Source organism: Lactiplantibacillus paraxiangfangensis, from assembly GCF_036246185.1.
Lineage (GTDB): Bacteria > Bacillota > Bacilli > Lactobacillales > Lactobacillaceae > Lactiplantibacillus > Lactiplantibacillus paraxiangfangensis.
In genome coordinates, this window is record NZ_BTPW01000004.1 from 65,817 (window position 1) to 91,816 (window position 26,000).

Genomic DNA, 26,000 nt, shown 5'->3' on the forward strand with positions numbered 1-26,000 from the left:
AGCAATGGATAAGAAGATGGGTGCCAAGAAGCCTGACCGTTACGAGTTGGGGCGTGTAAGTGACCGCATTACATTTTTATACTTAGAACATGCTAAGTTAAATCGTCAGGACAGTGCTATTCAAGTCATGGACGATCGTGGCATCGTTTATGTACCGGCGGCAATCCTCAGCGTTTTGATGCTCGGGCCAGGTGTGGATGTTACTCACCGAGCGATGGAACTAATTGGAGAGTCGGGACTAGGTGTGGTTTGGGTCGGTGAACACGGGGTTCGGCAGTATGCTTATGGCCGACCGCTAAGTCATTCATCGCGGCTATTGGAAGCCCAAGCTAAATTGGTTTCAAACACGCAGTCACGAGTGAAAGTGGCACGGCAGATGTATCAGATGCGTTTCCCAGATGATGATGTGTCGGGATTGACGATGCAGGTCTTAAGAGGAAAAGAAGGGGCCCGGGTACGACAGGTCTATAAAAAACAATCTGAGGAGACCGGAATTCCGTGGAAGCGTCGTGAGTACTCGCCGGATAACTTTGATGCTGGAACGCCAATTAATAAGGCGCTAACTGCCGCTCATCAGGCGTTATATGGTCTTAGTTATAGTGTTATTTCGGCGCTGGGCGCTTCGCCAGGGCTCGGATTTGTGCATACGGGACATGACTTATCATTTGTGTATGATTTTGCTGACTTATACAAGGCGGAATTTTCTATTCCAGTCGCCTTTAAGGTAGTGGCTGAATACGGGGATGACCCGGATATTGGTAGCCGGACGCGGTTAGCAATGCGCGATGCTTTTAAGAATGGAAAGCTTTTAATCCGAATGGTCAAAGATTTAAAAAAATTATTAGGTGTGGCGGAGTCTGATGATGAAGTTGAAACCATTAATTTATGGGATGACCGATTAGGGTTGCAGAAGTTTGGTGTGCAATATCACGAGCTTTCAGAAGCTGACCGACGATGATTGTGATTACTTTGACAAAAGTGCCTAAATCATTGCGCGGTGATCTCACTAAATGGTATCAAGAAATCCAAACGGGAGTTTACGTTGGTAACGTTAGTGCACGTATTAGGGACTCATTGTGGGATCGAATTTTGAAAAATATAGGCCGTGGTGAAGCAACGATGGTCTATAACGCAAATAACGAGCTCGGCTACCAGTTTCGGACGACGCGTCATGACCGGGAAGTTGTTAGTTTTGATGGTATTCCATTAATGGTCCATTTAAAGGAGTCAAATGGTCCCGTTAAGCATGGATTCAGCAATGCGGCGAAGTTTCATAAGGCGAAAGTGATGACACAAAAGGTTGCTAAGCAAGTACCACCGGTTGTCCAGAAGCCAATCGTTGCCATCGATATCGAAACGACTGGGTTAGATTCAGCTAAAGACAAGATTATCTCAATTGGTGCGGTCAAGCAGCTAGAAAATAAGCAGATTGAAGATTTTTATCGGTTAATTCAGACGACCCAGGTAGTTCCTGAAAACATAACGAAATTGACAGGGATTACTGATGAGATACTGGCAATGCAAGGAGTTGAACTAAGTGTTGGGTTGCAGGAACTGAAGCATTTTCTGGGAGATTTGCCGGTTGTTGGGTACAATTTACGATTTGATGAAATGTTTTTGACTAACGGTTTTAAGAACGTTGGACAGGAAGACTTATCTAATCGGATGATCGATGTCATGCCCGTGGTTAAAAGGGTGAATGAGTTCTTGGATAACTATCGATTGAAGACCGTTTTAAGCGACTATGGTATAGCTAATGAGAAACCACATAATGCTTTAGCGGATGCCCGAGCAACTTTAGCTTTGGCTAGTAAGCTGATTGAAGCTCAAAAGTTAAAGATTTAAAAGCGGATGTTTATTTGGTGATGGGATTGGGATTTTAGAAACAAAAACTCATAAAAATTCGAGATTTTGTAAATCTAGAATGCTGTTATGGCGGTATTTGTTTAGTGTGTTCCCCACGTATGTAGGGATGATCCTAAGCGGCGAACATCATCGCCAATGCTACCAATGTGTTCCCCACGTATGTAGGGATGATCCTCATCTTGCTAAGACCATCACCACTATCCCAAGGTGTTCCCCACGTATGTAGGGATGATCCTCGTAAATCTGAAATTCAACACCCTCATAATTTAGTGTTCCCCACGTATGTAGGGATGATCCTTACAAAGCAAGTAAAACAGTGAGAAATCGCTGGTGTTCCCCACGTATGTAGGGATGATCCCGTTTCACAAGACGAGTTCGCTAAAGAATCTGGGTGTTCCCCACGTATGTAGGGATGATCCCATGCCTTTGGGATTAGCTACCCACGGACGTCAGTGTTCCCCACGTATGTAGGGATGATCCTATGACGGCCCACTATACGCAGTCGGCTTTACTGTGTTCCCCACGTATGTAGGGATGATCCCCAGCGCCGAATACCGGCAATGTAGTTTTCAATGTGTTCCCCACGTATGTAGGGATGATCCTATCCGTGGTACTCAGGGAATCAGCGGCAGTGCGTGTTCCCCACGTATGTAGGGATGATCCCGCTGCGCGATTAAACGTTATCAATTTAAACGGGTGTTCCCCACGTATGTAGGGATGATCCTACTATTCGTTCAAATTAATCGACGAAACCGAGGTGTTCCCCACGTATGTAGGGATGATCCTAAAACCGACGTTCTTACCAGTATCATTTGGGCGTGTTCCCCACGTATGTAGGGATGATCCTTGGCTTAAACATGCCTTTCTTAGGGCCGGCCGGGTGTTCCCCACGTATGTAGGGATGATCCCGCGAATAAAAAAAGAGCGTTGATACCGAGGCAGTGTTCCCCACGTATGTAGGGATGATCCTTTTGTCGACGGCTTGCTCCACAGCTTCGAGCCGTGTTCCCCACGTATGTAGGGATGATCCCATTCTGCATTCCTCCTATTCCGTGGTGGCTTCGTGTTCCCCACGTATGTAGGGATGATCCTAAGCGGCGCTGGCCGTCCGCAGATTGGTGGCTAGTGTTCCCCACGTATGTAGGGATGATCCCAACTGAATAAACAAATGATTACACTCGTCGCAAGTGTTCCCCACGTATGTAGGGATGATCCTTTCATTCGTGATATAATCATCGACCGCGCTCGGTGTTCCCCACGTATGTAGGGATGATCCTCGGGGTGAGAGAATTGACGGAACTAACGGATGGTGTTCCCCACGTATGTAGGGATGATCCTTGATAAAAACCGCTTCCAGAAGTCGTTACTAGGTGTTCCCCACGTATGTAGGGATGATCCCGATAGTAAATCTCACAGCGAAAACGACGCGAAGTGTTCCCCACGAATGTAGGGATGATCCCCTCACTTTGTAATTGAGAACTAAGCGTATTATGTGTTCCCCACGAATGTAGGGATGTTTTATCGATATGATTTTAGTTGTATTGCTTACAAAGTTCGTTGATGTGATAGTTTCACGTGAAACATTTTCCGCATCACAGAAATCAATTAAAAAGGCAGCCCACAAAATCCTCAATTACGAGAATTTGGGGCTGCCTTTGGCCGATTAGCCGTTATTTTTTATGATTTCGTTGTGGCCGGACCACCGTTAGAAAATCCTCTAACGGTTGAAGATCCGTTAATTGCCGGTTGCATTGTGAGCTATTCCGGCAAATATAATTTCCCTTTTTTGTGTAGGTTCCTAGTCCAGACGATTCAGTCGTTGATAAGAATAGGGCAACGTTGCCAATGGTCTGGCAAATCGCGCATACGCCCTTGACCGTCTGTGGCGCCAATTCACCCTGAATGCCAATCAAGCGGCCTTCGTAAGGTGCGACTAGGTACTTTTTTTGGTTACCACCATCATTCCAACCCAGATAGGTCATTTCGTGTAACCGCATCTCTGACCAATTAGGCTGTTTCAGTTTCTTCACTTTCCGGAAAAGCTTTTCCAGCTGCTTCGGCGTTAACTGTGGAAATGGCACCACCAACGGGATCAGTGGGTCCAGTAGTTTAGCTGCTTTAGCTCGGGTCAAACGTTCCGTCTGAAGTCCCTTGAGAAAAGTTGTGACTACCGGTTCGTCGGTCGGCAATAGTGGTGTAATACGATCGAGGATCTTAGCTAAGACCGCCGCACGAATTTGCGCGTCGTTAACGGATAGTTCCGCGCTGACGAGGCCGTCAACTTGTTGGGTAATATAACTGTATTGATAGGTGGTAATAGTTGGTTTCATAAATAAAGTTCCTTTCAGATTCAAACCAGACACTTCTCTGAAAGGTGTTCTAGAAAAGTGTCGCTAACAAGCAGCACTTTTCCGTACTAATAACGATGCCATCATCGTCGATCATCTCCTTATTTCGGCACTGGGCCGAATGGTTAGTAGTATACAAGAAATTAAATTAAATGGCAACGGACGGAAAAAAGAGTGGCAAATCTTTCATATGGGACCTGATTTTAGGCTTCTTGGTTTCGACTAAAATAACCCTATTGAGTATTTTGGAATGGCTGTCATACTTATAAGTAAAAGTAAGTTTACCAAAATAAAGCGTAATAAGTTTTTGGGGGGATTTGGGATGGCAAATAAACCAGTATTTGGACCCGCGGCGTTAAGGCCGGGGGAACTGAGTGAGTTGCCTACACAAAAGCAGGAATCTGATAGTTTGTCGGAAGTAAGTGGGCTACGAACACGGACACCAGCCGATGATCCGGCACAAGTGTTACCAACTCATCCAATACCTAAAATCAAAGCTAATAAGACGGAACCTAGTGAAAGTCCGTCGCTAAGTCAAGCTAAGATAGCGACAAAGCCAAAGCGTCATTTTCTACAAAAAATTTATCAACTACAGTCACCGTGGGCGTGGGGACTGTATTACATTATTGCAATCATTGGCTTTTTTATGAGTAAAGACGCCGGAGTCGGGGTCTCAGTGATGGCATCAGTGTTATTCCCGTTTGCCATTCTAATTGTTGAAAAGTTGATGGGACGCTTCCATCACACACCGTACCAATTACTCAAATTTTTATGGCAATCTGTACGAAAGGGGCATAGGTTAATGGCCCTACTACTGCTCCCGTACGGCCTAATCATGTTATTTTATTTTATGGCGATATACACCGTCAGCTGGGGCTTGGGGATTATCGGGATAATTTATGCGATAATTCGAGGGCTTAAAAATTAGGGGGGAAATTTCAATGCAACCATTTATTACTGTAGGACCTGAAGCTGGAAGCTTAGAAAAAGCCCTCCGTGAAAGTAAAAGCGGAACGATGTTGATTTTAAATCCGGGGAAATATCGAGTTTCAAACAGGATAATCAGCAAGCAGTTACTATTACGTGGGACTGGCCAAAATGCAACGGACGTCGTCGTTGAAGGAACTTTTCAAGTTAGCGGAAATTTACAACTTGAAAATTTAATGATTCAGCAGTCAACTATGCATAACAACTTAGTAAGTCTTTCAGAGGGGGCTAAGTTAACGGCCAAAGGTGTCGTCTTTCATAATTTGGGTGGCCCCGCAGCTAGTATTTATTTAAATCACGCCTCCCTGACACTAATTGCTTGTACGGTACGACAAACGGATGGTGAGCGGCGTGGAATTGTTGCCGATAAACATAGTGAAGTTTTGATAGATCGTAGCGAAGTTCAATTTGTTCAGGTATCTGAAACAACAATTACGGCGAAATCTTCCTTATTGCGATTAGCGTTATTTATCCGTGATAACAGTGTGCTTAATGCCGATACGCTGTACTTAGCCGACTATAATTCGAAGTACTATGCGATGAACGGAGAAAACCATGCTGAAATAAAAATCGATGATTTAGAGCTACCTGCTGGAGAAACTCGAACTGTTTTTGGTGAGAGTACGGTACAGATTGGTAACACTAATATTGATTCGACCCATCGTTTAATCGCTCATACGGATGAGGGTGCCACGGTAGGTATTCCGGGTGCGCAAATCAGATCAGTTAACGGCTCGGTGAATGAAACACCAACTACTAAACCAGCAACTGTTGTTAGTGCGACGGTAAACGTAGAACCACAACGTAAGTCGGCGGAGTTGCAGGCTGATGCGCCCAAACGAGCCATTGATCAGCTAAATGAAATGATTGGCTTAGCTAGCGTTAAGAAACAGGTTAACCAGTTTATTGAATTGGCTAAGTTCAATAAACGTCGAGAAGCGCTAGGAATCAGTCAAGTTTCACAATCATTGCATGCGACTTTTTGTGGTAACCCTGGGACTGGGAAAACTACGGTGGCACGATTAGTTGCGAAAGCGATGTATGAAGAGGACGTCATGCCCAACGATACTTATGTCGAGGTCACCCGCCAAGATTTAGTTTCCCAGTATGTCGGTGGTACGGCAGTGAAGACGCAGAAGATTTTGGAAAAGGCCTTGGGTGGCGTCTTATTAGTGGATGAAGCCTACTCACTATACCAGGCCGACGGTTCCTCCAACTGGGGCCAAGAAGCCGTCGATACGATTCTCAAGTTTATGGAAGATCACCGTAATGATTTGATGATTATTTTCGCGGGCTACCCTAAAGAAATGGCAGACTTTATTAGTATGAATCCGGGTTTAGAATCTCGGATTGCGAATCACTTTGAGTTTGCAGATTATACACCGGAAGAGGTTGCGGAAATTGGGGTGCGGGCATTAACCCAGCAAGAATTTAAATTTGATGAAGCGAATTACCGGCAAGCCGTAATTAAAGCTTATCAAGCCGATATTTCACATAGTAATGGACGATGGATACGCAACTTTAATGACAAATTGATCAGAATTATGGCTGAACATGCAATGAATACAAGTAATCGGGATACTGTGACAATTTTAAATAGTGATATTGCAGAATTAGTCGATGGTGGTCAAACGGACAAAGCGCAAGCCGTTAAAATGTTACTGGCACAGCTTGATGACATGGTGGGATTGGAGTCAGTCAAAAAGTTTGTTCATAATTTAGTCAGTCAAGTTGTTGTTAGCCAGCGGTTTGGGGACCAACTTGGTGAGGTTGAGCCGACTTATCACATGACGTTTACGGGTGATCCTGGGACTGGTAAGACGACGGTGGCGCGACTCATTGCACAATTGTTTTTTAATTTAGATATTCTTCCTAAGAATACGGTCAGTGAGGTTTCACGAACGGATCTCGTCGGCGCTTACGTGGGGCAAACTGAAGAAAAGACAAGTAAGGTGATTCGAAACGCACTCGGTGGCGTCTTATTTATCGATGAAGCCTATCAGCTGACGAGTGGTCAGGGGAGCAATGACTTTGGTCAACAGGCCGTTGAGACGATGATTACCGCGTTAGAAAATCAGCGGAATGAATTTGTGGCGATTTTTGCGGGTTATACCAAGGAAATGCAGCAATTTTTAAGCGCAAATCCAGGATTGCGGTCACGGATACCACTGAATATTGAGTTTGATCCTTATTCAGCGACAGAAGTCGGCCAAATTGTTGATCAGATTGTTAGTAAAAACTTTCAAGTTAATCACGACTTACTGATACAAGTTGTGACACAACACTATCAAGCCTTACCGAGTGATGAATGCTCAAATGGCCGGTGGGCACGAAATTTTGCTGATCAACTCATCGCACACCATAAGCTGTGGTTGAGTGACCGGTTAGATCAGGTGAAAAACGTTAAGCAAATTAATGACGACGTTGTGAGTGCTAGTCTCGATTGGAAGATTTAAATTAAAAACGTACCGTCTGCATACATATCACGCGTATGCAGACGGTACGTTTTTAATTATGATTGTAGGTTTAGTAGTAGGGATTGCTTAATGGGTGTAGGTTAGTTTTGACGGTGCTTTTGTGATTTAAAGGCACCAAGCGTGAATGTTCCTAGCAGTAAGCTTAAGAGGGCGATACCCCAAGCTGAGACTGCACCGGTCTGACGTTCACCAGTTTGTGGAAGTGAGTGCCCGTGTCCCGTCACAAGTGAGTCGTGTTTGATGAGGCTAGGTGCTTGTGTATGGTGGCTAGTAGCTGGTAGGGCGACTGCATGAGTGTTACCAGTAGTCCGTGAAGAATCGAATGGCACGTAAGAAGCAGCGGTTAGTCCTGGGACGTAAAACCCGTTGCTTTCAGGATTGTACACTGGTGAAGAAGTTTCGGTTGTCCCAGGGGTTACTTTTGGAGCTACCAAGTCGTATTCTTTTTGTGCTTGGTCTAGGTCTTGTTGGGCGGAATTTACGGATGCTCTTAGATTGCCTAAAGTTGTGTCGGAAACGTGGATACTAGAATATTCGGACTGAGCGGTATTACGTTCAGCATCACGTTGCTTGTAAATTTGATCAGCAGCGTTGAATGCGACTGTAGCCACAGTGAGTTTTTGTTTTGCATCGGCTAAGTCTGCTTTAGCAGTTTCTAACGTTTTATTGGCTTGATCCAACGCAGTCCCGGTAGCTTTTGCTTGTGTTGTAGCCGCATTGAGTTCTTTTAGCGCCTGTTCTACAGCATCGTCAGTTGACGGCGTACTTAATTGAGTGGGCGTTTCGGCTACGGCTTTAGTTGTTTTTTTAACCGTATCTTTAATCGCTTGGGTGTTAGTTTGAGTTTCATTTTTAATTGATGCTGTTGGTTGAACTTTGTTAGCATCTGCTTTTAGTTGATTGTAACGGGTTGTCTTGGCTGTAACATTCGCTTTTGCTGCAGTATCGGCAGTCTGAGCCTTGTCAACTTCTGCTTGAGCTTGATCAGTTTTGAGTTGTTGGGTCCTAACGGCATCAGCTGCTTTGTCAACGTCCTTTTTAGCCGCGGTTCTAGCATCGGCAGCCTTAACATAGTTCTGGTTGGCGGTGTCAAGCTTAGTCTTAGCTTTCTGGAGTTGTTCAGGCGTTGTCTTGTCCTTAATCGCTTGGACCTTGTTAAGGTGAGCTAAAGCATTTTCATGGGCCTTTTTAGCATCTGCTAATTTTTGGGCAGCCGCTGCCACGTCTGGTTTTTCCGTTGGCGTGGTCGTTTGGACGCGCGTACTTTCTGCCTGGGGCTGAGTGACAGCCGCGGCATCAGCATTAGTGTTGGTACTTACTACGGCACCTAAAGTTGCAAGGCTAACTAGGGTCGCTGCGGTTAATGATTGGGACTTGTTCATAATTGAAGGACTCCTTTAAAGGTTTTTTTAAAGCCGATTTGAGCCACAAACTTAGCTTAGAACGGAAAGTTTGTTCAGTGAAGTATCATGGCTCTGTATATAGTTTACGGCAACAAGGATTTAAATCGGTGAAAAGCAACCCGCTATTTTTCATGAAAATAGATGAATTCTTCAAAAGAAAATCTAATTATAAAATAGATTAATTACTGTTAATAAGGTGATTAATTCGAAATCAAAAATTGAAAAACCAATTAAAACAATGAAAGATTAGTAATCAAGATGGAAAGCAGATGGTTAATTTTATATTTTTGATTCTAAGCGGATACAAAAATGATTATGATGATTTTGTTCTAATCAAACTGCCATTTTTGTAGTGGAAAGCAATATCGAGGAAGCGGCTAGAAAATTTTGATCATTCTTTGATAGGTTGTGTACTCACAAGGGTATGGCAACATGTTGCGAAATGTATAGGGGTCTGAGTGTCCAACAATTGGAAAAAACCAGCAAATGTCAAACGACAAAAAATGATCCACCACAGGATGGTGAATCATTTTTATTTATATAAATATCATTATCGTGGAATGTATTTAGTCCAACTAGCACCAGGGTAATTTCCCTTGTATTTAATGATTTTATGGCCCTTGATTTTCTTAAAACTAATAGTCGTTTTAGCGTGTAAATACGTATATTCATAGCCACGTACTTTATATGAACGAGTGCCCGTTTTTTTGTACTTAATATTTTTTAGATGGAACGGTCCAGCTGAATATAAATAAACCCGTTTCTTAGTAACTTTTAAACGGTCAACTTTAGTAGAAACGTGTTTAACACGCCATTTTCCCCGTAAAACTTTCGGTATTCCTTTATGCCAAGCTGCTGCTTGAGCAGTTGTGTTGTTCAGGTTACTGATAGTTACAAAACCTATCATGGCAATAATAATTAACAACGCCGTTTTAAATTTTTTCATCAACAACATCCCCTTTTTCAATACTTAGTATATGCGAATGAAAAGGGATACACAAGATTGTCAAAAAGATTTGTAGATATGAATTGACTCAAATCCTATGGTCTAATCTATCGATAAATAAAATTATTATTTGAATGGGGATGTGCATTGCTTTCGTGATGATATATATTATTTTTAACAAGCCTATTTATGTAAAAAAAGTTTTCCAGCACTGTCCAACTAGTGTAAGCTTTACGAAGATAAGTAATTGCGGGATATTAATCGGAAAAATGAGGAGTGTTAACGCATGCAGAAAATTTACTTTATTTGTACGGGTAACTCGTGTCGGAGCCAAATGGCCGAGGGCTTTGCGAAGCAACTTTTCGGTCCTAATTGGGAAGTCGCCAGTGCGGGTATCGAAACTCACGGGGTCAATCCATTGGCCGTTAAGGTGATGCAAGAAGTCGACGTGGATATTTCCCAACAGACTTCTAAACTGATTGACCAGGACTATTTAAATGCGTGTGCCTTAGTGGTCACCCTCTGTGGTGATGCGCGTGACCGCTGCCCGATGACCCCGCTCAGTGTGCAAAAGATGCATTGGCCACTACCTGATCCTGCCCAAGCGACGGGGACTGAAGCGGAACGGCTCGTCGTTTTTCGGCAAGTGCGTGACCAGATTCAAAAAAACGTTGCCGAATTAGCGCAGACCCTGAATGCAGCTAGTCACTAAAGAAAGACGTGAGCATCGTGACCATTGAAGAAATGACGCAAGCGATTAAGACTGACCCTGAAAATGCGGCCTATACGGCACAAGGGTGGGAGCCACTCTTTCACGTCCCGGCGACGGCGACCATTTTGATTATTAGCCAGGCTCCGGGGCGGATTGCGCAGAATACGAAGACCTACTTTAATGATGCAAGTGGGGACCGGTTGCGTGACTGGATGGGCGTTTCCCGCGAAACCTTTTATGGGAGTGATAAGATTGCAGTGATGCCCCTTGATTTTTACTATCCTGGCAAGGGGAAGAGTGGGGATCTACCGCCCCGGAAAGATTTTGCGGGTAAATGGCACCCACAACTACTTAAAATGATGCCGAATGTCCAATTAACGTTGTTGGTGGGGCAGTACGCCATGCGAGTTTACCTGGGTAAGCAGCGACAAAAGAACTTAACGCTGACGGTACAAAATTACGCCGATTACTTACCGACCTATTTTCCGCTAGTACACCCGTCACCCCTGAACTACGGCTGGCAAAATCGCAATCCGTGGTTTCAAACACAGGTGGTTCCGGAGTTACAAAAACGGGTTGCCCAAACGTTGAAATAGAAGCCGCATAAGCATAGCCAAAAGCAATGTTTCACGTGGAACATTGTAAGATGCAAAATTAAAAGTGCCTCTCAAAAATTTGAGAAGCACTTTTGATTTTATTTAGTGAGCATTTCTTTTGCGAACTGTTTAACCAGATCAATCTGCTCTGGTTTTAGTTTGCCGCCATGGCTGCCTAAGAGTTTCATCCCTTTGCCACCCATGACTTGGTGGAAATGACCGACGATTTCGATGCCCTTCTGATCTGCAATCTTCGTCAGGGCCTTATCGGAAACCATTTCAGGACCGCCAGACGTGGTGAAGAGGGCGATTTTCTTAACTTTACTTGCGTCGAGTCCTTTCATGAACGCCGATGCTGATGAATCTGGCTTCATGAAGTAAGTCCCACCGCCAAAGAAAAGCAAGTCAGCCTCGGTGACGGGTGTCTCAACACTTTCAGCTGGGACGCCAGCTACCGTCGAGATTTGTTCAGCAAAAGCCTTAGTATTTCCATTACGAGTTTGATAACGAATAGCCACTGTCATAATAAATTCCTCCATTTTGAATCAATGGCCGGTGTAAGAACGCGCCGGTGTCGATATTATCTATTAGAACCATTAGTTTAAGTATAGAACAGTTTGAAATCGATTACAAAAATGACCCTTTAACGACGTTAACTGATTTTTGTTGGTTAGTCTAATAGCTGGATTTTAATAAAAACAACGTCCGCCAGTAAATGGAGGACGTTGTTTTTACTTTCGAGAATTAATTAGTTGCTGGTTGTTTAGCTTGCTTCAGAGCGTCATTAACAGCTTCTTTAATGGCCCGACTGGAAGCGGAAGCACCCGAAATCGCGTCAACTTCAGTTGAGTTAGCGGCCACGATTTCTTCTGGAATCTTGGAAACGGCGACTAAACCAACGTCTTCACTTTCATGGTGTTGGACGACTTCAACGTTTTGGATGGCTTGGTCTTTGTAGGTGACCCGAACGACCACCTTGCCACCTAAGCCACTGTTTGAACTCCCAAGGTATTGGTTAGGCGCGAGTGGCACGTTGGCGGCACTTTCACCGTCCGCAAGATCATTGATCCCGTTAGCCTTGGTTGCGTTGACTAGTTCGTCATCGGGTGTTGTTGTTGCGGCACTTTCGCCGGCTAACTTCCCAAAGATCAAGCATTCGGCTAAGTTCCCGCCACCTTGGTAGCAGTTGGCGATAATGCCACCGAGTTCACCAGCGCCGAACAAGTGTGGAATTGGTTGGTCATTAGTGTTCAAAATTTGCGCGTTTTCGTTCCGTTGTGGTCCACCTTGTGTGTTCAAAACGTCGTTTGTTGCGGCGATGGCGTAGTAAGGCCCGTCGTCAATGGCACGCATGGTCTTAGGGTCGCGTCCAAAGGCGTAATCCCGACCGGCTTCAGTGTAGTGATTAAAGTCAGTGACAGTTTGTTGTAAGTGGTCAGCGGGTACGCCAATCTTGTCTGCCAAGTCGGCAATCGTTTCAGCGTGAACGAGTTTGTCCAAGAATTGAGGATATGGTAAGCGCCCGCGGTCTGCCAACTGTTGCTTAAACTCAGCGTATTGGTGCTGATCAAACACGATGTATGGATGCTGGTTCATCATTGGAATCAACCATGAGCCGTGTGTTTGGATGTGACCGTGACGGTGCTTAGCGTCTTCAGGGAAGTAACGGGTCCCATCATCGGCTACGACGAAGATACTGCCGTGTCGTAGTAATGGCCATTGTTCAATCTGGCGACCACGTTCGTTAGGGCCTTCTTTAAAGGTAATCCCAGGTAAGATCCCGTGAGATTCGTAGTTTGTCATGTGCCACATTTTAGCGCCGACTTCTTGGGCCATCCGAATCCCGTCACCGCGGTTGTACAAGGTGCCTAATGGGGTTAAATGATGACTGTGTAAGTAAGTCTCAGTTAAAGCGGAATTATTTTCAAAACCACCCATTGCCATAACCACGCCATGGGTTGCGTGAATGTTCAATACTTGATGGTTGCGTTCAATCTGAACACCACGGATGACCTTTGAAACGGGATCTTGAATGAGGTGTTGCGCCCGTGAATCGAGCCAAACATCAATATTATCGGTCCGCTTGAGAACTTCCTGACGTAATACTTTCCATAAACCGGCGTCCTTATCACGTTTGTGAACAAGGGCGAAGTCGACCGTGTCGCTACCAGGAAGTTCAGGGTATTCAGCCATGGCCTTCTTAACGGCAACCGCATCGCCTGGTTTGATATCGTGTTTCCAGCTAACGGCCTTGATGCCTAAGTACTTCTGGAAGTATTCAGGAATACGACTCATCCCAGTTAAGTAGGCGTTCAACGTCTTTTCAGGGGTGTTGAACGGTGCGCTTAAGGCCCGGTAATAATCGGTCAGTTTTTCTAAACTTTCGCCAGTGACGACGTGTTGTGCCGAGTAGCGGGTATTCCCACCTTCGTGGCCGAATGGCGCAGTATCAACGAGTAAGACTTTAGCCCCGTGATCAGAGGCGAACCGAGCAGCGGTTGCCCCGGCGCCCCCAAAGCCTAATACGATAACGTCGTAGTTGCCTTGCCATTTAACGGTGCTGGCAGGGGTACCTTGTAACATTTTTACGAACTGAACAAAGTTTCCAAAGCAGGTTTCCAAAAACTTAATGGAGCCATCCTGGGTCAAGGTCCCCGTTTGGTCAAAGGCTTTTTGTGCGTAACTTAGCATGTATTCGTTACCTGGAAGCACGATCCCGTCAACGCCGGGTGCGTTCAAAATACTGCGGAGTTCTTCTTGTGCCCGACAAGTGCCTTGAACGCCAAGTGACGTTCCGACTAACATGATGGGTTTATGGGCAAAGGGGTGTAACTGGTAAGACAACCATTCGATCACATTTTTAAGTGCGGCCGTAACGGCGTGGTCGTATTCAGGAACGCCAATGATAACGCCATCCGCGTGGCTGATTTTATCATTAAGGGTCTGGACGGCAGCGGGCAGGTCGTCCGTAGCCGGTTCATTAAATAGTGGAATCTCTGTAATTTCGTTTACGTCAATGTCTGCTTGGGCGCTAAAATGCTTTTGCATATAGTGTAGAAGATCACGATTATATGATTTAGCGGCGGTCGTCCCGACAAGTGCGATTAATTTCATAAGTAACAGTCCTTTATTTAAGAATATTGGCTTCTTCAAAACGTTAATAATTGTTTACGCTTTCAATATAGAAATACCGCGATTAATTGCAAGCTTTGTTTTTGATTATTGGGAGGAATTGCCGGTGTGACGGGCGAAAAAAAGCAAAATTTAAGTCACAAAAAATCGAAATTAGTGAAATTTAGCGTAAATGTCAAAAATTATTTTTAGTTTTTTATCAATATTATTTATAAGAATGGCTCATTACTCAAACTGAGTGCACCAATTTACGGAAATGATTTAACTTATTAGATTGGCGGTAAATAAAGCGGTTACAGTAGTCTGGGATTTTATCGCCTAACTGGTTATCAAAATTAAATTGACAGACTAATAAATTAAGTTATGTTAAAAAGTGAAAAAACAAGTGAGCACCCAAGGCGAAACGGTCACGATATGTGAACGATTGAGCAGCAAGCTTGAATCTGGTTTAGTGAGGGGAAAATACGATGAGTAATAACGTAAAGTGGAAAGGTTTCATACTACCGTTAATTTTTGGGGTCGGGATTTGGTTGCTGACACCGTTAAAGCCAGTTGCCATTACCGTTGTCGCCTGGCACCTATTTGCCATCTTTGTTGCGACGATTATTGCCTGCATTACTAAGCCGCTACCAATGATGGCAACGACGTTGATTGGCGTGATTGTGGCAACGGTGGCCGGTATTTTCAAGATGGACGAAGTTGCAGCTGGTTTTGGTAACTCAACGGCTTGGATGGTTGCCATGTGTATGTTTATGGCGGCCGGCTTCATCAAATCGGGGCTCGGCAAACGCATTGCCTACCTATTTGTTAAGTTATTTGGTAAGAAGACGTTGAGCCTCGCATACGCGTTGTCCGTTGTTGACGGGGTCCTCGCCATTGGAATTCCTAGTAACAACGCCCGGGTCAATGGCATCATGTACCCCATCATTGATAACCTCTCCCGTGAAATGGGATCTGATCCGGATAAGGGGACACAACGTAAAATTGGTTCCTTCTTAGTTTTCAATGAATATGAAGTTAACAACATTACTTCGGGTCTGTTTTTAACCGGATTGGCCGGTAACATGATTGCCATCGGGTTAGCGAAGATTCAAGGCATCACGATCAGTTGGATGCAATGGTTTGCGGCCGCCAGTGTTCCCGGAATCTTAGCTTTGATCGTCGTTCCCTTTATTTTATACAAAGTTTATCCACCCGAAATTAAAGAAACCCCTAACGCCCATGCGTGGGCAGACAAGAAACTCCAAGCACTCGGTAAGATGGGGCGTAGCGAAAAAATTATGGCGGGCACGTTCGTTTTAGCAATTATTTTATGGCTCGTCGGCGCTAAGATTGGGATTGATGCCACGGAAGTTAGTTTCATCGCGGTCGTCATTTTACTATTGACCGGAGTATTAACGACCAAGGACATGTTAAACGAACACTTTGCTTGGAACATCTTAGTTTGGTTATCGATCATCATGTTGATGTCACAAAAATTGATGAAGTTAGGGTTCTTCCCGTGGTTCTCAAAGACGTTGGGCCTATTACTTCACGGAATGAATCCAATCGTCGTATTGGTCATCTTGTTCCTCTCTTACTTTTACCTACACTACATGTTTCCTAGTGTGGCAACGCAGATCTCCGCACTGTACGCTGGTTTCTTATCTGTTGCGGTCGGTGCCGGTGCGCCACCCGTATTGTCAGCGTTAATGCTAGCCTTCTGTGGGTCGATTTACTTATCAACGACGCCGTATTCAGCCGGACCAGCAGCCTTACTTTCCAGTACCGGCTACGTTTCTAACGCGGACTGGTGGAAATTAAGTGCCCTGATTGGGGTCGTATTAAACGTCATCTGGCTTGGTGGCGGGTTGCTTTGGACAAAAGTAATCGGGCTTTGGTAAGAAGAAGCCTAAATGAATGTAACAAAGAATAACCGTTCAGAAATGAATGGTTATTTTTCTGTCTAGATGTCTGAAACGTGCGCCAAAAGGCAATTTGCTCCGCTTAACGTGGCATCAGCGACTATTCCAAACCCAGGAATAATCGCTGATGCCACGTTAATGCTCACAAACTACCCGCCTTTTGGCCCATTCTTTCAGTCAAAATACCTTGGCGTTGCCCACCTAAACGGCTTATGATAGGGAGAAGAATACGATGACTGAGAAGGAAGTGATTGTGTGAATGAACGAGATCTGAGATATTTTTGTTATTTAGTCGAAACGGGCAATTATACCGAAACTGCCGAACAGTTTCACGTCACCCAGCCCGCAATTTCAGCGGCCTTAAAGCGGTTAGAAACGGAATATGGGACCACCTTACTGACGCAACGAAATCACCGGGCCAAGTTGGAAACCACGCCCGCGGGCCGGGTCCTGTACGTCAAGGCCACCCGACTGATCAAGGAACTAGCCCAAGTCGCGGTGGAAGTGAAACACGCCAACGACGCTCAGGTCCGGCTGGGTTTTTCCACGGTAGCTGGTGGAATCTGGTTACCACGGGTCGTTAAACGCTATTTAAAAATGCAACTATTAGATCAAGTGACCACCACGGTAGCCGATTCCGAGCAATTACTAGCCGAGTTACGTGAAGGTAAACTCGATGCGGCGGTCTTTTCGACGCTAGTCCCTGAACGTTCCAATGATTTGCGGGTGACGACCTTAGAAGAGCACCAACTCTGTTTGCTGGTCAATCGCCACAATCCCCTGAGTCAGTTAGAGACGGTGCAAGCCGCTGATTTGAAAGATATGCCCGTGATTGCCCGGCCGAAGCATTCCCTCCCACGGACGGCCCTGGAACAGTGGTGTCGCCAGGGGCGGGTGCGCCCCGACATCGTTTATGAAGCCGAAACGAACGCACTAGTTGAGGGCTTAGTTGCCCAAGACATCGGGGTCGGCATGGTGATTGATCGTTCGGTCGTTTTGAGTGAGTCCGTTGTTAGCATCCCATTAGCACCAAAGGAACGGGTGGACTGTTTCATGCAACTAGCAGTGCGGCGGTCATTTTTACCAAATTCCAAACAGCAACAGTGTATTAACGTGTTGAAAGACGTCAAGGACGATTAATTTTGAGAGAGTGGGCCAAAAGGCGATTGGCTTGTGAGCATTAACGTGAAATCAGCGATTATTCCTGGGCTTGGAATGGTCGCTGATTTCGGGTTAAGCGGAGCAAACTGCCTTTTGGCTCACGTTTCGGCCATAACAATAGGAAAAGCTAACCAGAAATTTTCTGATTGGATTTTTTTTAGTTACGAGGCCGTAAAGTGTGGTAATGAGCAGCTTTGTCCGCATTTTGAAGGCTTGTGACGGCTTGAAATAAGGGTTAGGCTGAGGCTAAAAGATTGATTTTGAGGTGAATAATGAATGATTCGTTTGTTTGAACAACACCATGTCCGGCCGGTTCAGGAATTAACGGGAACGTGGCAATTCCAACGTGAAAATGATGAACATGTCTACCATTTAGCTGTGCCCGGTTGTTGGGAACAGCAACCTGATTTAGCCGCCTATCGCGGTCGCGGTGAGTATCAGCGTACCTTGCAAGTTGAACGTGATCATACGAACCTGCGCTTAGAATTTCAGGGTGTGAGTCATACGGCTGACGTGTTTTTTGATGGTCAGCAGGTAGCGCATCACTACAACGCGTACACGCCGTTTGCGGCACTGATTAGGGATGTGGCGGCGGGCGACCATCTTCTAACGGTCGCGGTCGACAACCGGTTTGGTCCCGCGTCGGCGTTACATAAACCTAATGATTATTATACGTACGGTGGCATCATTCGCGGGGTGACCGCAGAAATTGTCCCGGATATGTTCATCCAACAAAGTCATTTTACGAGTACGATGACGGCGACTGGTTGGCAGGGTCGCTTACAAGTGACGGTCACAAACACGGCGGCAACGGCGCAAGCGGTCAGCGTGAGCGCTCGCTTAGCTGGTCAGGAGGTTCAACTTGAACCGCAAACCGTTGCGGGTCAGACGACCGCGACGTTTGAGTGGCAAACGGATTTTGACCAAGTGACCGCGTGGACGCCAGCGCAACCGCAACTGTATTTGGCCACGACGGAACTGATTCAGGATGGTCAGGTGATTGATGACTTAGTCGAGCGGGTCGGCTTTCGGCAGGTCAAAGTGGTTGGCAATCGCATCCAGTTAAACGGTCAGTCCGTCTTTTTACAAGGCTTTAACCGCCATGAAGACAGCGTTGCGTACGGCTGTGCGTTACCATTTCAGCAAATTGTCCAAGACCTTGATTTAATGGTCGACATGGGCGCGAATGCCGTGCGGACCTCGCACTATCCAAATGACCAACGGTTCTTAGACCTGTGTGACGAGCGCGGGTTACTCGTTTGGGAGGAGGCACACGCCCGGGGATTGACCTTAGCGCAGATGCAAAATCCAAACTTTGACCAGCAGTGTGCCGACTGCAACCAAGAGATGGTGGACGCGCACTTTAACCACCCCAGTATCGTGATTTGGGGCCTGCTCAACGAGTGCGCTAGCGACACGGCGGCTGGACGGAAAAAGTATCAGATGCAGTATCAGCAGATCCGCCAGTTGGATGCGACTCGTCCGGTGACGTCCGCAACGTGTCAACATTTCAAGGATCGGTGTCTCGATTTGCCAGACGTGGTCTCGTATAACCTTTATACGGGATGGTATGAAGATGGTTCCGTTGAAAAGGGGAATGATCGTGAAATCGAATGGATCGACCAGACGCCGGGTGCGGGTAAACCGATGATTGTCAGTGAGTTTGGGGCGGGGGCCATTTACGGCTACCGTAACCGGACGAGGTGCAAGTGGAGCGAGGAACGTCAAGCGGATATTTTAGGTGCGTGCTTGGACACGTATCTCAACGATTCCCGGTTGTCCGGCGCCTTTATCTGGCAGTTTTGTGACTGTCGGGTAACCGAGGAAGAATGGTTTGCGGTCCGGCCACGTTCGTATAACAATAAGGGCATCTTAGACGAATACCGCCGGCCTAAACTGGCTTACGACGTCGTTAAGGCTAAGTTTCAGGAACATTTAAAGCAATTAAACCAATAAGAAAAACGTCGCGGAATCTAAAAATTCTACGGCGTTTTTGTTACTAGTGAAGCTTAAATTTTACGGTAAGCGAGGCCACTATTTTAATTCAGAAGTTTCTTCCGTATTTAAAATATGGACGTGGGATTGATGGTTGAGCGGATATTCAACGGGATGCGTCACGTTGTTGAGCATGTCATCCGTCAAAGCAACTTGTTGTAAGTCACCCGGATTTTCGTATAGCTCCATGCTGTAAGTTAAGCCGTCAAGGTCCATGTAACTCCGATATTCCGTATAGTCACTTTCGCCATCGGAAACCTTTTTAACACCCTTAGGAATCGTGACCGAGTTTAAGATGTACTGTAATAGGTTTAACGTATCCGGAGTATCAGTTGGAACGTCAATGTAGTGCTTCAAGTAGTTGGTCCGAACGAAACGTGAAATTGAGGTGTAGTCGCCGGGGAGGCCAATGGCGCCAGTCCCGGGGCCTTGGGTCATAGGATGATAATCCCCGTATTGTTGGAGCGGCTGTTCCGTGTTGGTTAGCATCCCGTAAGTGCTGATGTTTTGCAGGTGCCAGTCTAAATCGGGCGAGTTCGTCATGACCCCGACCGGATCGGCGGTCAATTTGAGTTCTGGGCCGGTGGGTTCTAAGACGACCGTTTCACCAGTCGGATCGCTGATAATAAAGTGTAGCGGTGGGACCATTCCGACCACTTCCGCGGAATGACTGATCAGTTGGACGTGCTTGATGTGTTCCCGTAAATCATCGATGCTCTTCGCGTTGCCGAGTGCCCACGCCACAAAATCTTGGGGTGCTAGGGCGAGTTTGCCGGCAGCCGCCTTTTCCTGATAGACGGCGTGGTCGGGGAAGTACAGGGTCGCGACCCCGACGCCGTATTCATTAACGCCGTCGGTAAATAATTCGTGTTTTAATTGCCGACCAGCACCGATGAAGCCGTACTTGGTCAAAAATTCACCCGCGTCGCCTTTAACGGCACGGTGGCGGGGCATAAACATGATGCGGGCACCAAAGTCGATACTATAGTCCATGGTCCGGGCTAAAAAGTGGCCGCCATTTTGGTTCGTATACGTTAAACTTGTGCACATAAAATATCCCTCCTGGCTATGATGACGCCAATTTAGCACATTATTGGGAACGTGACGATTAATCGCGCTAGTAAGGTCAACCAAGAAAGTAACGGGAAAAATAAAAATGAGCCCGCCGTGACAGTCATTTTCAAGCTATAATTGAGCTAGTTAAGTTTAAAAGGATGAAAACAGTATGCTGTTCAGTTTTATGAACAACTGATTTAGCTTGATGACTATAATAACTTCATGATTAGGGAGGGATTGGATGCCTAATAAAAATCAACCGGAATTGTCGCAACGCCACCATATGACGATTCCTTGGAAGGATTTCATTCGTAACGAAGATGTGCCGGCTAAGAATGCGAGTTTGCAAGAACGGACCTCGATCGTTGGCCGGATTGGAATTTCGCTACTATCTTGCGGAACGGGGGCTTGGCGCGTCCGGGATGCGATGAATAAAGTTGCGCGGAGCCTTAATTTGACCTGTTCCGCGGACATCGGCTTGATTGCGTTGCACTACACTTGTTTTAACCACGATCGAAGCTATACGCAGGTGCTCGCGCTACCGAATACGGGTGTTAATACGGATAAATTGAATGTTTTGGAAAAGTTCGTGAGCGAATTCGACGACCGTTATGCTAATTTGACGATTCGGGAACTACACACGGCCATCGATAACGTCCAAAAGCGCCCTAAGCAATACACACCGGTGATGCTAGGATTAGCAGCCGCGCTAGCCTGCAGCGGATTTATTTTTTTGCTAGGTGGCGGCTTGCCAGAAATGTTGTGCTCCTTTTTAGGTGCCGGCTGCGGGAACTACGTGCGGGCGAAAATGGGGAAGCGTTCCATGACAACGATTGCGGGTATTGCGGTGAGTGTTGCTGTCGCCTGTCTCGTATACATGGCCAGTTTCAGATTACTCGAGCTGGGGTTTCACGTGTTGTCTGAGCACGAAGTCGGTTATATTGGAGCGATGTTGTTCGTCATTCCCGGTTTTCCGTTTATTACGAGTATGTTGGATATTTCTAAATTGGATATGCGTTCAGGGTTGGAACGCCTAGCTTACGCCATCATGGTAACGTTAATTGCGACGTTGGTCGGGTGGTTAGTGGCGACGCTATTCCATTTCAAACCGGGGAACTTTTTACCCCTCGGATTGTCACCTATGTTATTGATGCTATTACGGTTGCCAGCCAGTTTTTGCGGGGTCTACGGTTTCTCGATTATGTTCAATAGTTCGCAAAAAATGGCGATTACGGCGGGATTTATGGGGGCAATTGCAAACACGCTCCGGCTAGAACTCGTCGACTTAACAACGATGCCACCGGCTGCCGCTGCATTTTGCGGGGCGTTGGTCGCCGGACTGATGGCTTCCGTGATCAACCGGTACAATGGTTATCCGCGGATTTCACTGACGGTGCCATCGATCGTGATCATGGTTCCGGGACTCTATATTTATCGGGCCATTTACAATATGGGCAGTAATCAGATTGGCGTGGGTGCGCTGTGGCTCACTAAAGCGATGCTGATTATCATGTTCTTACCACTGGGACTGTTCGTTGCCCGGGCGTTAATGGATCGAGATTGGCGCCATTTTGATTAAATAGAGTGGGATCAAAGGCGATTAGTTTGTGAGCATTAACGTGAAATCAGTGATTATTCCTGGGTTTGGAATGGTCACTGATTTTGGGTTAAGCGGAGCAAACTGCCTTTTAGTCCACGTTTCGACCATAATAGTAGGAAAAAGCCGTTCAAAATTTTTGAACGGCTTTTTTAGATGATTTTTCAAAAAATAGAATGGGTAATCCAAGAAATAAAATTTTTTATGCTAAAAGCTTGTCTTAGAGTCAACTCTAAGTTTTATACTGATGATAATCAGTAACAGTGAAGGGAAGATTAATAATGAAGTATCGCAAATTTGGAAATACCGGTTATGAGATTAGTGAAGTTTCACTTGGCACGTGGCAATTAGGAGGTAAGTGGGGGTTACCATTTAGCGAAAAAGATGCGATGGACACCTTAGCGGAAGCCTATGATCGTGGCGTTAACTTTTTTGATACCGCGGACGGCTATCAAGGTGGGGCCAGTGAACGCGCCGTTGGTCAATTCTTAAAGACCCATCCCGACGTTCACTACACGACTAAGATTGGTCGGAAGGAAGAACCGCTGACGGTCGACCACTTCAGTCCTAAGAGTATCGACCGTTACGTGGACGAATCGTTGGCTAACTTGGGCGTCGACGCGTTAGACACCGTCTTGTTACACTGCCCACCAACGCAAGTATTGTATCAACCAGAGACGTTCTTTGAACTAGACCGTTTGAAAAAAGCGGGGAAGATTCGCCACTACGGTGTGAGTGTTGAAAAGGTTGAAGAAGCCATTAAAGCCATGGACTACGACATTTCAGCAATTGAAATTATTTTCAACATGTTCCGGCTACGGCCTGCCAACCTCTTCTTTGACTTAGCAAAGCAAAATAACGTTGGAATTTTGGCCCGGGTGCCGTTAGCAAGTGGGCTATTGAGCGGCAAGTATACCGCCGATACGACCTTTGCCCCGGATGATCACCGGACGAATAACCGGCAGGGTCAACATTTTGATCAGGGTGAAACGTTCTCTGGCGTCGACTTCTTAACGGGGGTCAAAGCGGCGGATGAGCTGAAGGAACGGCTCAAAACGGATAACTTGGCGGCCTTAGCCTTACGTTATATCTTAATGTACGACGCCGTTTCCGCCGTTATTCCGGGAGCTAGCAATCCGTCCCAAATTGAACGGAATACGGTCGCAGCTGACTTAGCCCCATTGACGGCTCAACAAATGGGTATCGTGCGCGCTGTTTATGATCAATACATCAAGAACCCGGTGGAATATCGCTGGTAAAAATTTGATTCCGATATAATAGCCGAAATCAAACGCAAACAACCATTCAGAAGTGGCTAACATTTCTGAATGGTTGTTTTTTCTATTATGATGCACGCTTACCGTTTGAGTAGTTTATCCAGCATGGCATTACCGGCACTTAGATCTTCATCATGATAGTGCATGGAGCGAATCCGCATCGGGTCGCCACCGTGGTAATATTCGTACATCAGTTGCCGTTGACCAAAACCGGCCGTCGTTAAGTCAAAGACTAAGTTGAGTAACTTGGAACGGTCTTTGGCTTCCGTCAAGTCAGTGGTTAGGGCCTGTTCCAAAATGGGGCCATTTTCACCGTCAAATTCGGCAAAACCAGGAACGCCAACCATGGAGCCCGCCGCAAAGTGTTGCGCGGCCTTCAAGGCAGTTTCGAAGTATTCTGGTAACGTCGACCGCACGGCTAATAAGGCTTGTTGGCTCGGCGTGTAAATCCCGAACTCGTCTAAGTGCCCCTCTTCTTCCGAACGAGTGATGGTGCCCTTGATGAGTTCCAAGTTAGCCGTCAACCGACCGAGCTTTTCTTGGACCCCTAAGAAGCCGTCCAAGCCTAAAACGTGGGCGGTACGAATGGCTAAACTAGTAGCAAATTCCAACTTAGTGATTCCGCGGACTTCGTCTTGGTGGGAGGTGTGAATAAACATACCGGATTCAATAAAAAACCGGTTACTCATTTCAACGTCATTTTCAACGAAGACTTTGTTCCACGGAATAAAGGCGTGGTCAAAGACGATGTAGGCGTCGATTTCATCCAGGGCGTTGCTAAGTGGATAGTCGTCTTCCGTATAGTCAGGGTGGTCGAGCAACTTCCGGCAAATCACTTTAACGCCGGGCGTGTTTAAAGGCGTAGCAAAGGCGACCGCGTAACTGGTGTCCCCCTTGTCGAGGAGTAGTTCTGGTGGATTAAAAACTAGGAGATCATCTGCAATTGGTGCCATCGTGTTAACCATTTTGGCGCCAGAAACGACGATTCCTTTGTCCGTTCGCTCGAGCACGTGGACACCGGCGTAGCCCGATGGAATGCCATTAATGGCTTTTTGTCGGTCTAACTGTGGATTTTGAAGCGCGTGACTGATGAAAAGGTCATTCTCTTTAATCCATTCGGCGTAGTGCTTGGCATTTTCACCGAAGTCGGTGTAGTCGTTGTGCCCTAAAAAGGCGCTCCGTTCAGCTAAGATCGCCATCCCCGTATCCAAAAAGTCGGGTGTACGGCCCAGCATACCGTTGTTACTTTGAGCAATTTCTTGATAAGCTTGGTGTTTTTGCCGCAGGTCTTCAATGGTTCGCGGGACCTTAAAGGCGATATCGTAAGTCCGACCATTCTCTTGGTAGGTGTGGACTTCGGGATGCGTCTTTTGTAGGTCGTAATACTGGTTGTTTAACGCCAGTGTTTTTCTGAAGATTGGAATCTCTGAAACTTTAACGCGTTGGCCGTTCAAATAAACGGCGCGGCCGTCGTCAAGTTGTTCGATCGTGTGCATGAATAATTCCTCCTTTGGTATCCCTTTCACTATAGCACTGTGAAAGCGGTGGCAATAGGGGCAATTACGGGTGCGTGTCGCACATGAAAAAGGTCAGTAATGCTTGGGCAAAAAAATGTTTCACGTGAAACATTTTAAAAGTTGAACCTGTTTGTGAAACATTACGGTGACATCGATGCGTTTCTAGCTGGGTTTCTGAGCCATGTTATAATGAGGCTACTTTGGGGACTTGCAGGCGATACCCACACCAAACATTGCCGTTGAGGAAAGGATTAACATGCGAATTAACGTTTTGCAACATACGCCCAACGAGGGACCCGGTATGATTCAGGACTGGGCCAATGCGCATGGGCATACGATGTTTGTTTATCACCCGTATCAGTTCGGCTATTTGCCAACGGCGGACGAAACGGATTTATTAGTGATTTTGGGTGGGCCAATGAGTCCTAACGACGATTTGCCATGGATCAAACAGGAACGGGTCCTGATTCAAACGTTGTTGGATCGGGACGTCCCCATGTTTGGGGCTTGCTACGGTGCCCAACAGATCAGTAAAACCCTCGGGTACCCAGTGACTAAGGCGCCGGCTAAGGAAGTGGGCTGGGCGCCCGTTTATCGGCAAAGTACGGTTATTCCTAAGTTGCCGGCAAAGTTAACGGTTTTACACTGGCATGAAGAAATGTTTGCCATTCCAGATGAGGCTGAGTGGTTATTTTCCAGTGACCGGGTCGCCAACCAGGGATTCGTGTTAAACCACCGCGTCGTTGGCTTGCAGTTTCATTTTGAACCGGCGGCTGATAATGTCCGTGAAATGGTCGTGAATGACTATCCGTATATTCAAGGGTCGGTCTTAAATCAAACGGCCGATGAAATTATAAATATGCCAATTCCAACTGAAAACCGGTTGGCATTGGATGCAATTCTAGATTATATTACGGCTGAAAAATAGATCGTTTAGAAAACTGAACAATTTTTCTGTTATTATGGTCGAAACGACCAAAAGGCAGCTTGTTCCGCTTAACCCGAAATCAGCGACTATTCCAAACC

The 26,000-nt window shown here is 46.1% G+C and carries 19 protein-coding genes and 1 CRISPR repeat array; of the genes, 12 read left to right on the forward strand and 7 right to left on the reverse strand.

What is annotated here, in order from left to right:
* The first annotated feature begins 4 nt into the window (after positions 1-4).
* A complete protein-coding gene (gene cas1e, locus AAA939_RS02960) occupies positions 5-958 on the forward strand; it encodes a type I-E CRISPR-associated endonuclease Cas1e (RefSeq protein WP_338208582.1) in 954 nt (317 codons plus the stop codon).
* Positions 955-1,845 carry a type I-E CRISPR-associated endoribonuclease Cas2e gene (gene cas2e, locus AAA939_RS02965; RefSeq protein WP_338208580.1) on the forward strand — a complete coding sequence of 297 codons (891 nt, stop codon included), beginning with the start codon at positions 955-957 and terminating at the stop codon, positions 1,843-1,845. Before cas1e ends, cas2e begins: the two co-directional genes overlap by 4 nt.
* A 106-nt stretch (positions 1,846-1,951) precedes the next feature.
* Positions 1,952-3,386: direct repeats of the CRISPR family, unit length 28 nt; unit sequence GTGTTCCCCACGTATGTAGGGATGATCC.
* 150 nt (positions 3,387-3,536) lie between these two features.
* Here the strand turns inward: cas2e and AAA939_RS02970 are convergent.
* Entirely contained in the window at positions 3,537-4,196 is a 660-nt protein-coding gene (locus AAA939_RS02970; protein ID WP_338208579.1) for a FusB/FusC family EF-G-binding protein, read from the reverse strand.
* A gap of 340 nt (positions 4,197-4,536) precedes the next feature.
* Here AAA939_RS02970 and AAA939_RS02975 point away from each other — a divergent pair, with 340 nt between their 5' ends.
* A complete protein-coding gene (locus tag AAA939_RS02975) occupies positions 4,537-5,142 on the forward strand; it encodes a hypothetical protein (RefSeq protein WP_338208577.1) in 606 nt (201 codons plus the stop codon).
* 13 nt (positions 5,143-5,155) lie between these two features.
* Positions 5,156-7,657 carry an AAA family ATPase gene (locus tag AAA939_RS02980; RefSeq protein ID WP_338230463.1) on the forward strand — a complete coding sequence of 834 codons (2,502 nt, stop codon included), beginning with the start codon at positions 5,156-5,158 and terminating at the stop codon, positions 7,655-7,657.
* A gap of 101 nt (positions 7,658-7,758) precedes the next feature.
* On the opposite strand, the gene AAA939_RS02985 is transcribed toward AAA939_RS02980, so the two are convergent.
* Positions 7,759-9,060, reverse strand: a complete 1,302-nt coding sequence (locus tag AAA939_RS02985; RefSeq protein WP_338208573.1) for an LPXTG cell wall anchor domain-containing protein — start codon at positions 9,058-9,060, stop codon at positions 7,759-7,761.
* Between the two features lie 571 nt (positions 9,061-9,631).
* A complete protein-coding gene (locus tag AAA939_RS02990) occupies positions 9,632-10,027 on the reverse strand; it encodes a hypothetical protein (RefSeq protein ID WP_338208571.1) in 396 nt (131 codons plus the stop codon).
* A 286-nt stretch (positions 10,028-10,313) separates the two neighbouring features.
* On the opposite strand from AAA939_RS02990, the gene arsC reads away from it, so the two are divergent.
* Positions 10,314-10,739 (forward strand): arsenate reductase (thioredoxin), encoded by a 426-nt coding sequence (arsC, locus tag AAA939_RS02995; RefSeq protein ID WP_338208569.1) that lies wholly within the window; start codon positions 10,314-10,316, stop codon positions 10,737-10,739.
* Positions 10,740-10,771: 32 nt separating this feature from the next.
* The gene (locus AAA939_RS03000) at positions 10,772-11,335 is read left to right on the forward strand and encodes a uracil-DNA glycosylase family protein (protein ID WP_420914915.1); all 564 of its coding nucleotides are present in this window, start codon (positions 10,772-10,774) and stop codon (positions 11,333-11,335) included.
* A gap of 98 nt (positions 11,336-11,433) precedes the next feature.
* Here the strand turns inward: AAA939_RS03000 and AAA939_RS03005 are convergent, their stop codons facing one another.
* Together AAA939_RS03005 and AAA939_RS03010 are read right to left on the reverse strand one after the other, a co-directional pair.
* Entirely contained in the window at positions 11,434-11,859 is a 426-nt protein-coding gene (locus tag AAA939_RS03005; protein ID WP_338208568.1) for a flavodoxin family protein, read from the reverse strand.
* Positions 11,860-12,079: 220 nt separating this feature from the next.
* Positions 12,080-14,449, reverse strand: a complete 2,370-nt coding sequence (locus tag AAA939_RS03010; RefSeq protein ID WP_338208567.1) for an FAD-binding protein — start codon at positions 14,447-14,449, stop codon at positions 12,080-12,082.
* Between the two features lie 485 nt (positions 14,450-14,934).
* Between AAA939_RS03010 and AAA939_RS03015 the strand changes: the two genes are divergently transcribed.
* From AAA939_RS03015 to AAA939_RS03025, 3 genes are all read left to right on the forward strand, one after another.
* Positions 14,935-16,350, forward strand: coding sequence for a DASS family sodium-coupled anion symporter (locus AAA939_RS03015; protein WP_338208566.1), 1,416 nt, complete (start codon positions 14,935-14,937; stop codon positions 16,348-16,350).
* A 276-nt stretch (positions 16,351-16,626) separates the two neighbouring features.
* Entirely contained in the window at positions 16,627-17,511 is an 885-nt protein-coding gene (locus AAA939_RS03020; RefSeq protein WP_338208564.1) for a LysR family transcriptional regulator, read from the forward strand.
* A 297-nt stretch (positions 17,512-17,808) separates the two neighbouring features.
* The gene (locus tag AAA939_RS03025; protein ID WP_338208560.1) at positions 17,809-19,488 is read left to right on the forward strand and encodes a glycoside hydrolase family 2 protein; all 1,680 of its coding nucleotides are present in this window, start codon (positions 17,809-17,811) and stop codon (positions 19,486-19,488) included.
* A 78-nt stretch (positions 19,489-19,566) separates the two neighbouring features.
* Here the strand turns inward: AAA939_RS03025 and AAA939_RS03030 are convergent, their stop codons facing one another.
* The gene (locus tag AAA939_RS03030; RefSeq protein ID WP_338208558.1) at positions 19,567-20,577 is read right to left on the reverse strand and encodes a choloylglycine hydrolase family protein; all 1,011 of its coding nucleotides are present in this window, start codon (positions 20,575-20,577) and stop codon (positions 19,567-19,569) included.
* 247 nt (positions 20,578-20,824) lie between these two features.
* Between AAA939_RS03030 and AAA939_RS03035 the strand changes: the two genes are divergently transcribed.
* Together AAA939_RS03035 and AAA939_RS03040 are read left to right on the forward strand one after the other, a co-directional pair.
* On the forward strand, positions 20,825-22,162 hold the full coding sequence (locus AAA939_RS03035; protein ID WP_338208555.1) for a threonine/serine exporter family protein: 1,338 nt from the start codon (positions 20,825-20,827) through the stop codon (positions 22,160-22,162).
* A 299-nt stretch (positions 22,163-22,461) separates the two neighbouring features.
* On the forward strand, positions 22,462-23,439 hold the full coding sequence (locus AAA939_RS03040) for an aldo/keto reductase (RefSeq protein WP_338208553.1): 978 nt from the start codon (positions 22,462-22,464) through the stop codon (positions 23,437-23,439).
* Positions 23,440-23,537: 98 nt separating this feature from the next.
* Here the strand turns inward: AAA939_RS03040 and AAA939_RS03045 are convergent, their stop codons facing one another.
* A complete protein-coding gene (locus tag AAA939_RS03045; protein ID WP_338208551.1) occupies positions 23,538-24,953 on the reverse strand; it encodes a 4-hydroxyphenylacetate 3-hydroxylase N-terminal domain-containing protein in 1,416 nt (471 codons plus the stop codon).
* Between the two features lie 277 nt (positions 24,954-25,230).
* On the opposite strand from AAA939_RS03045, the gene AAA939_RS03050 reads away from it, so the two are divergent.
* A complete protein-coding gene (locus AAA939_RS03050; RefSeq protein WP_338208549.1) occupies positions 25,231-25,902 on the forward strand; it encodes a type 1 glutamine amidotransferase in 672 nt (223 codons plus the stop codon).
* The last annotated feature ends 98 nt before the right edge of the window (positions 25,903-26,000 follow it).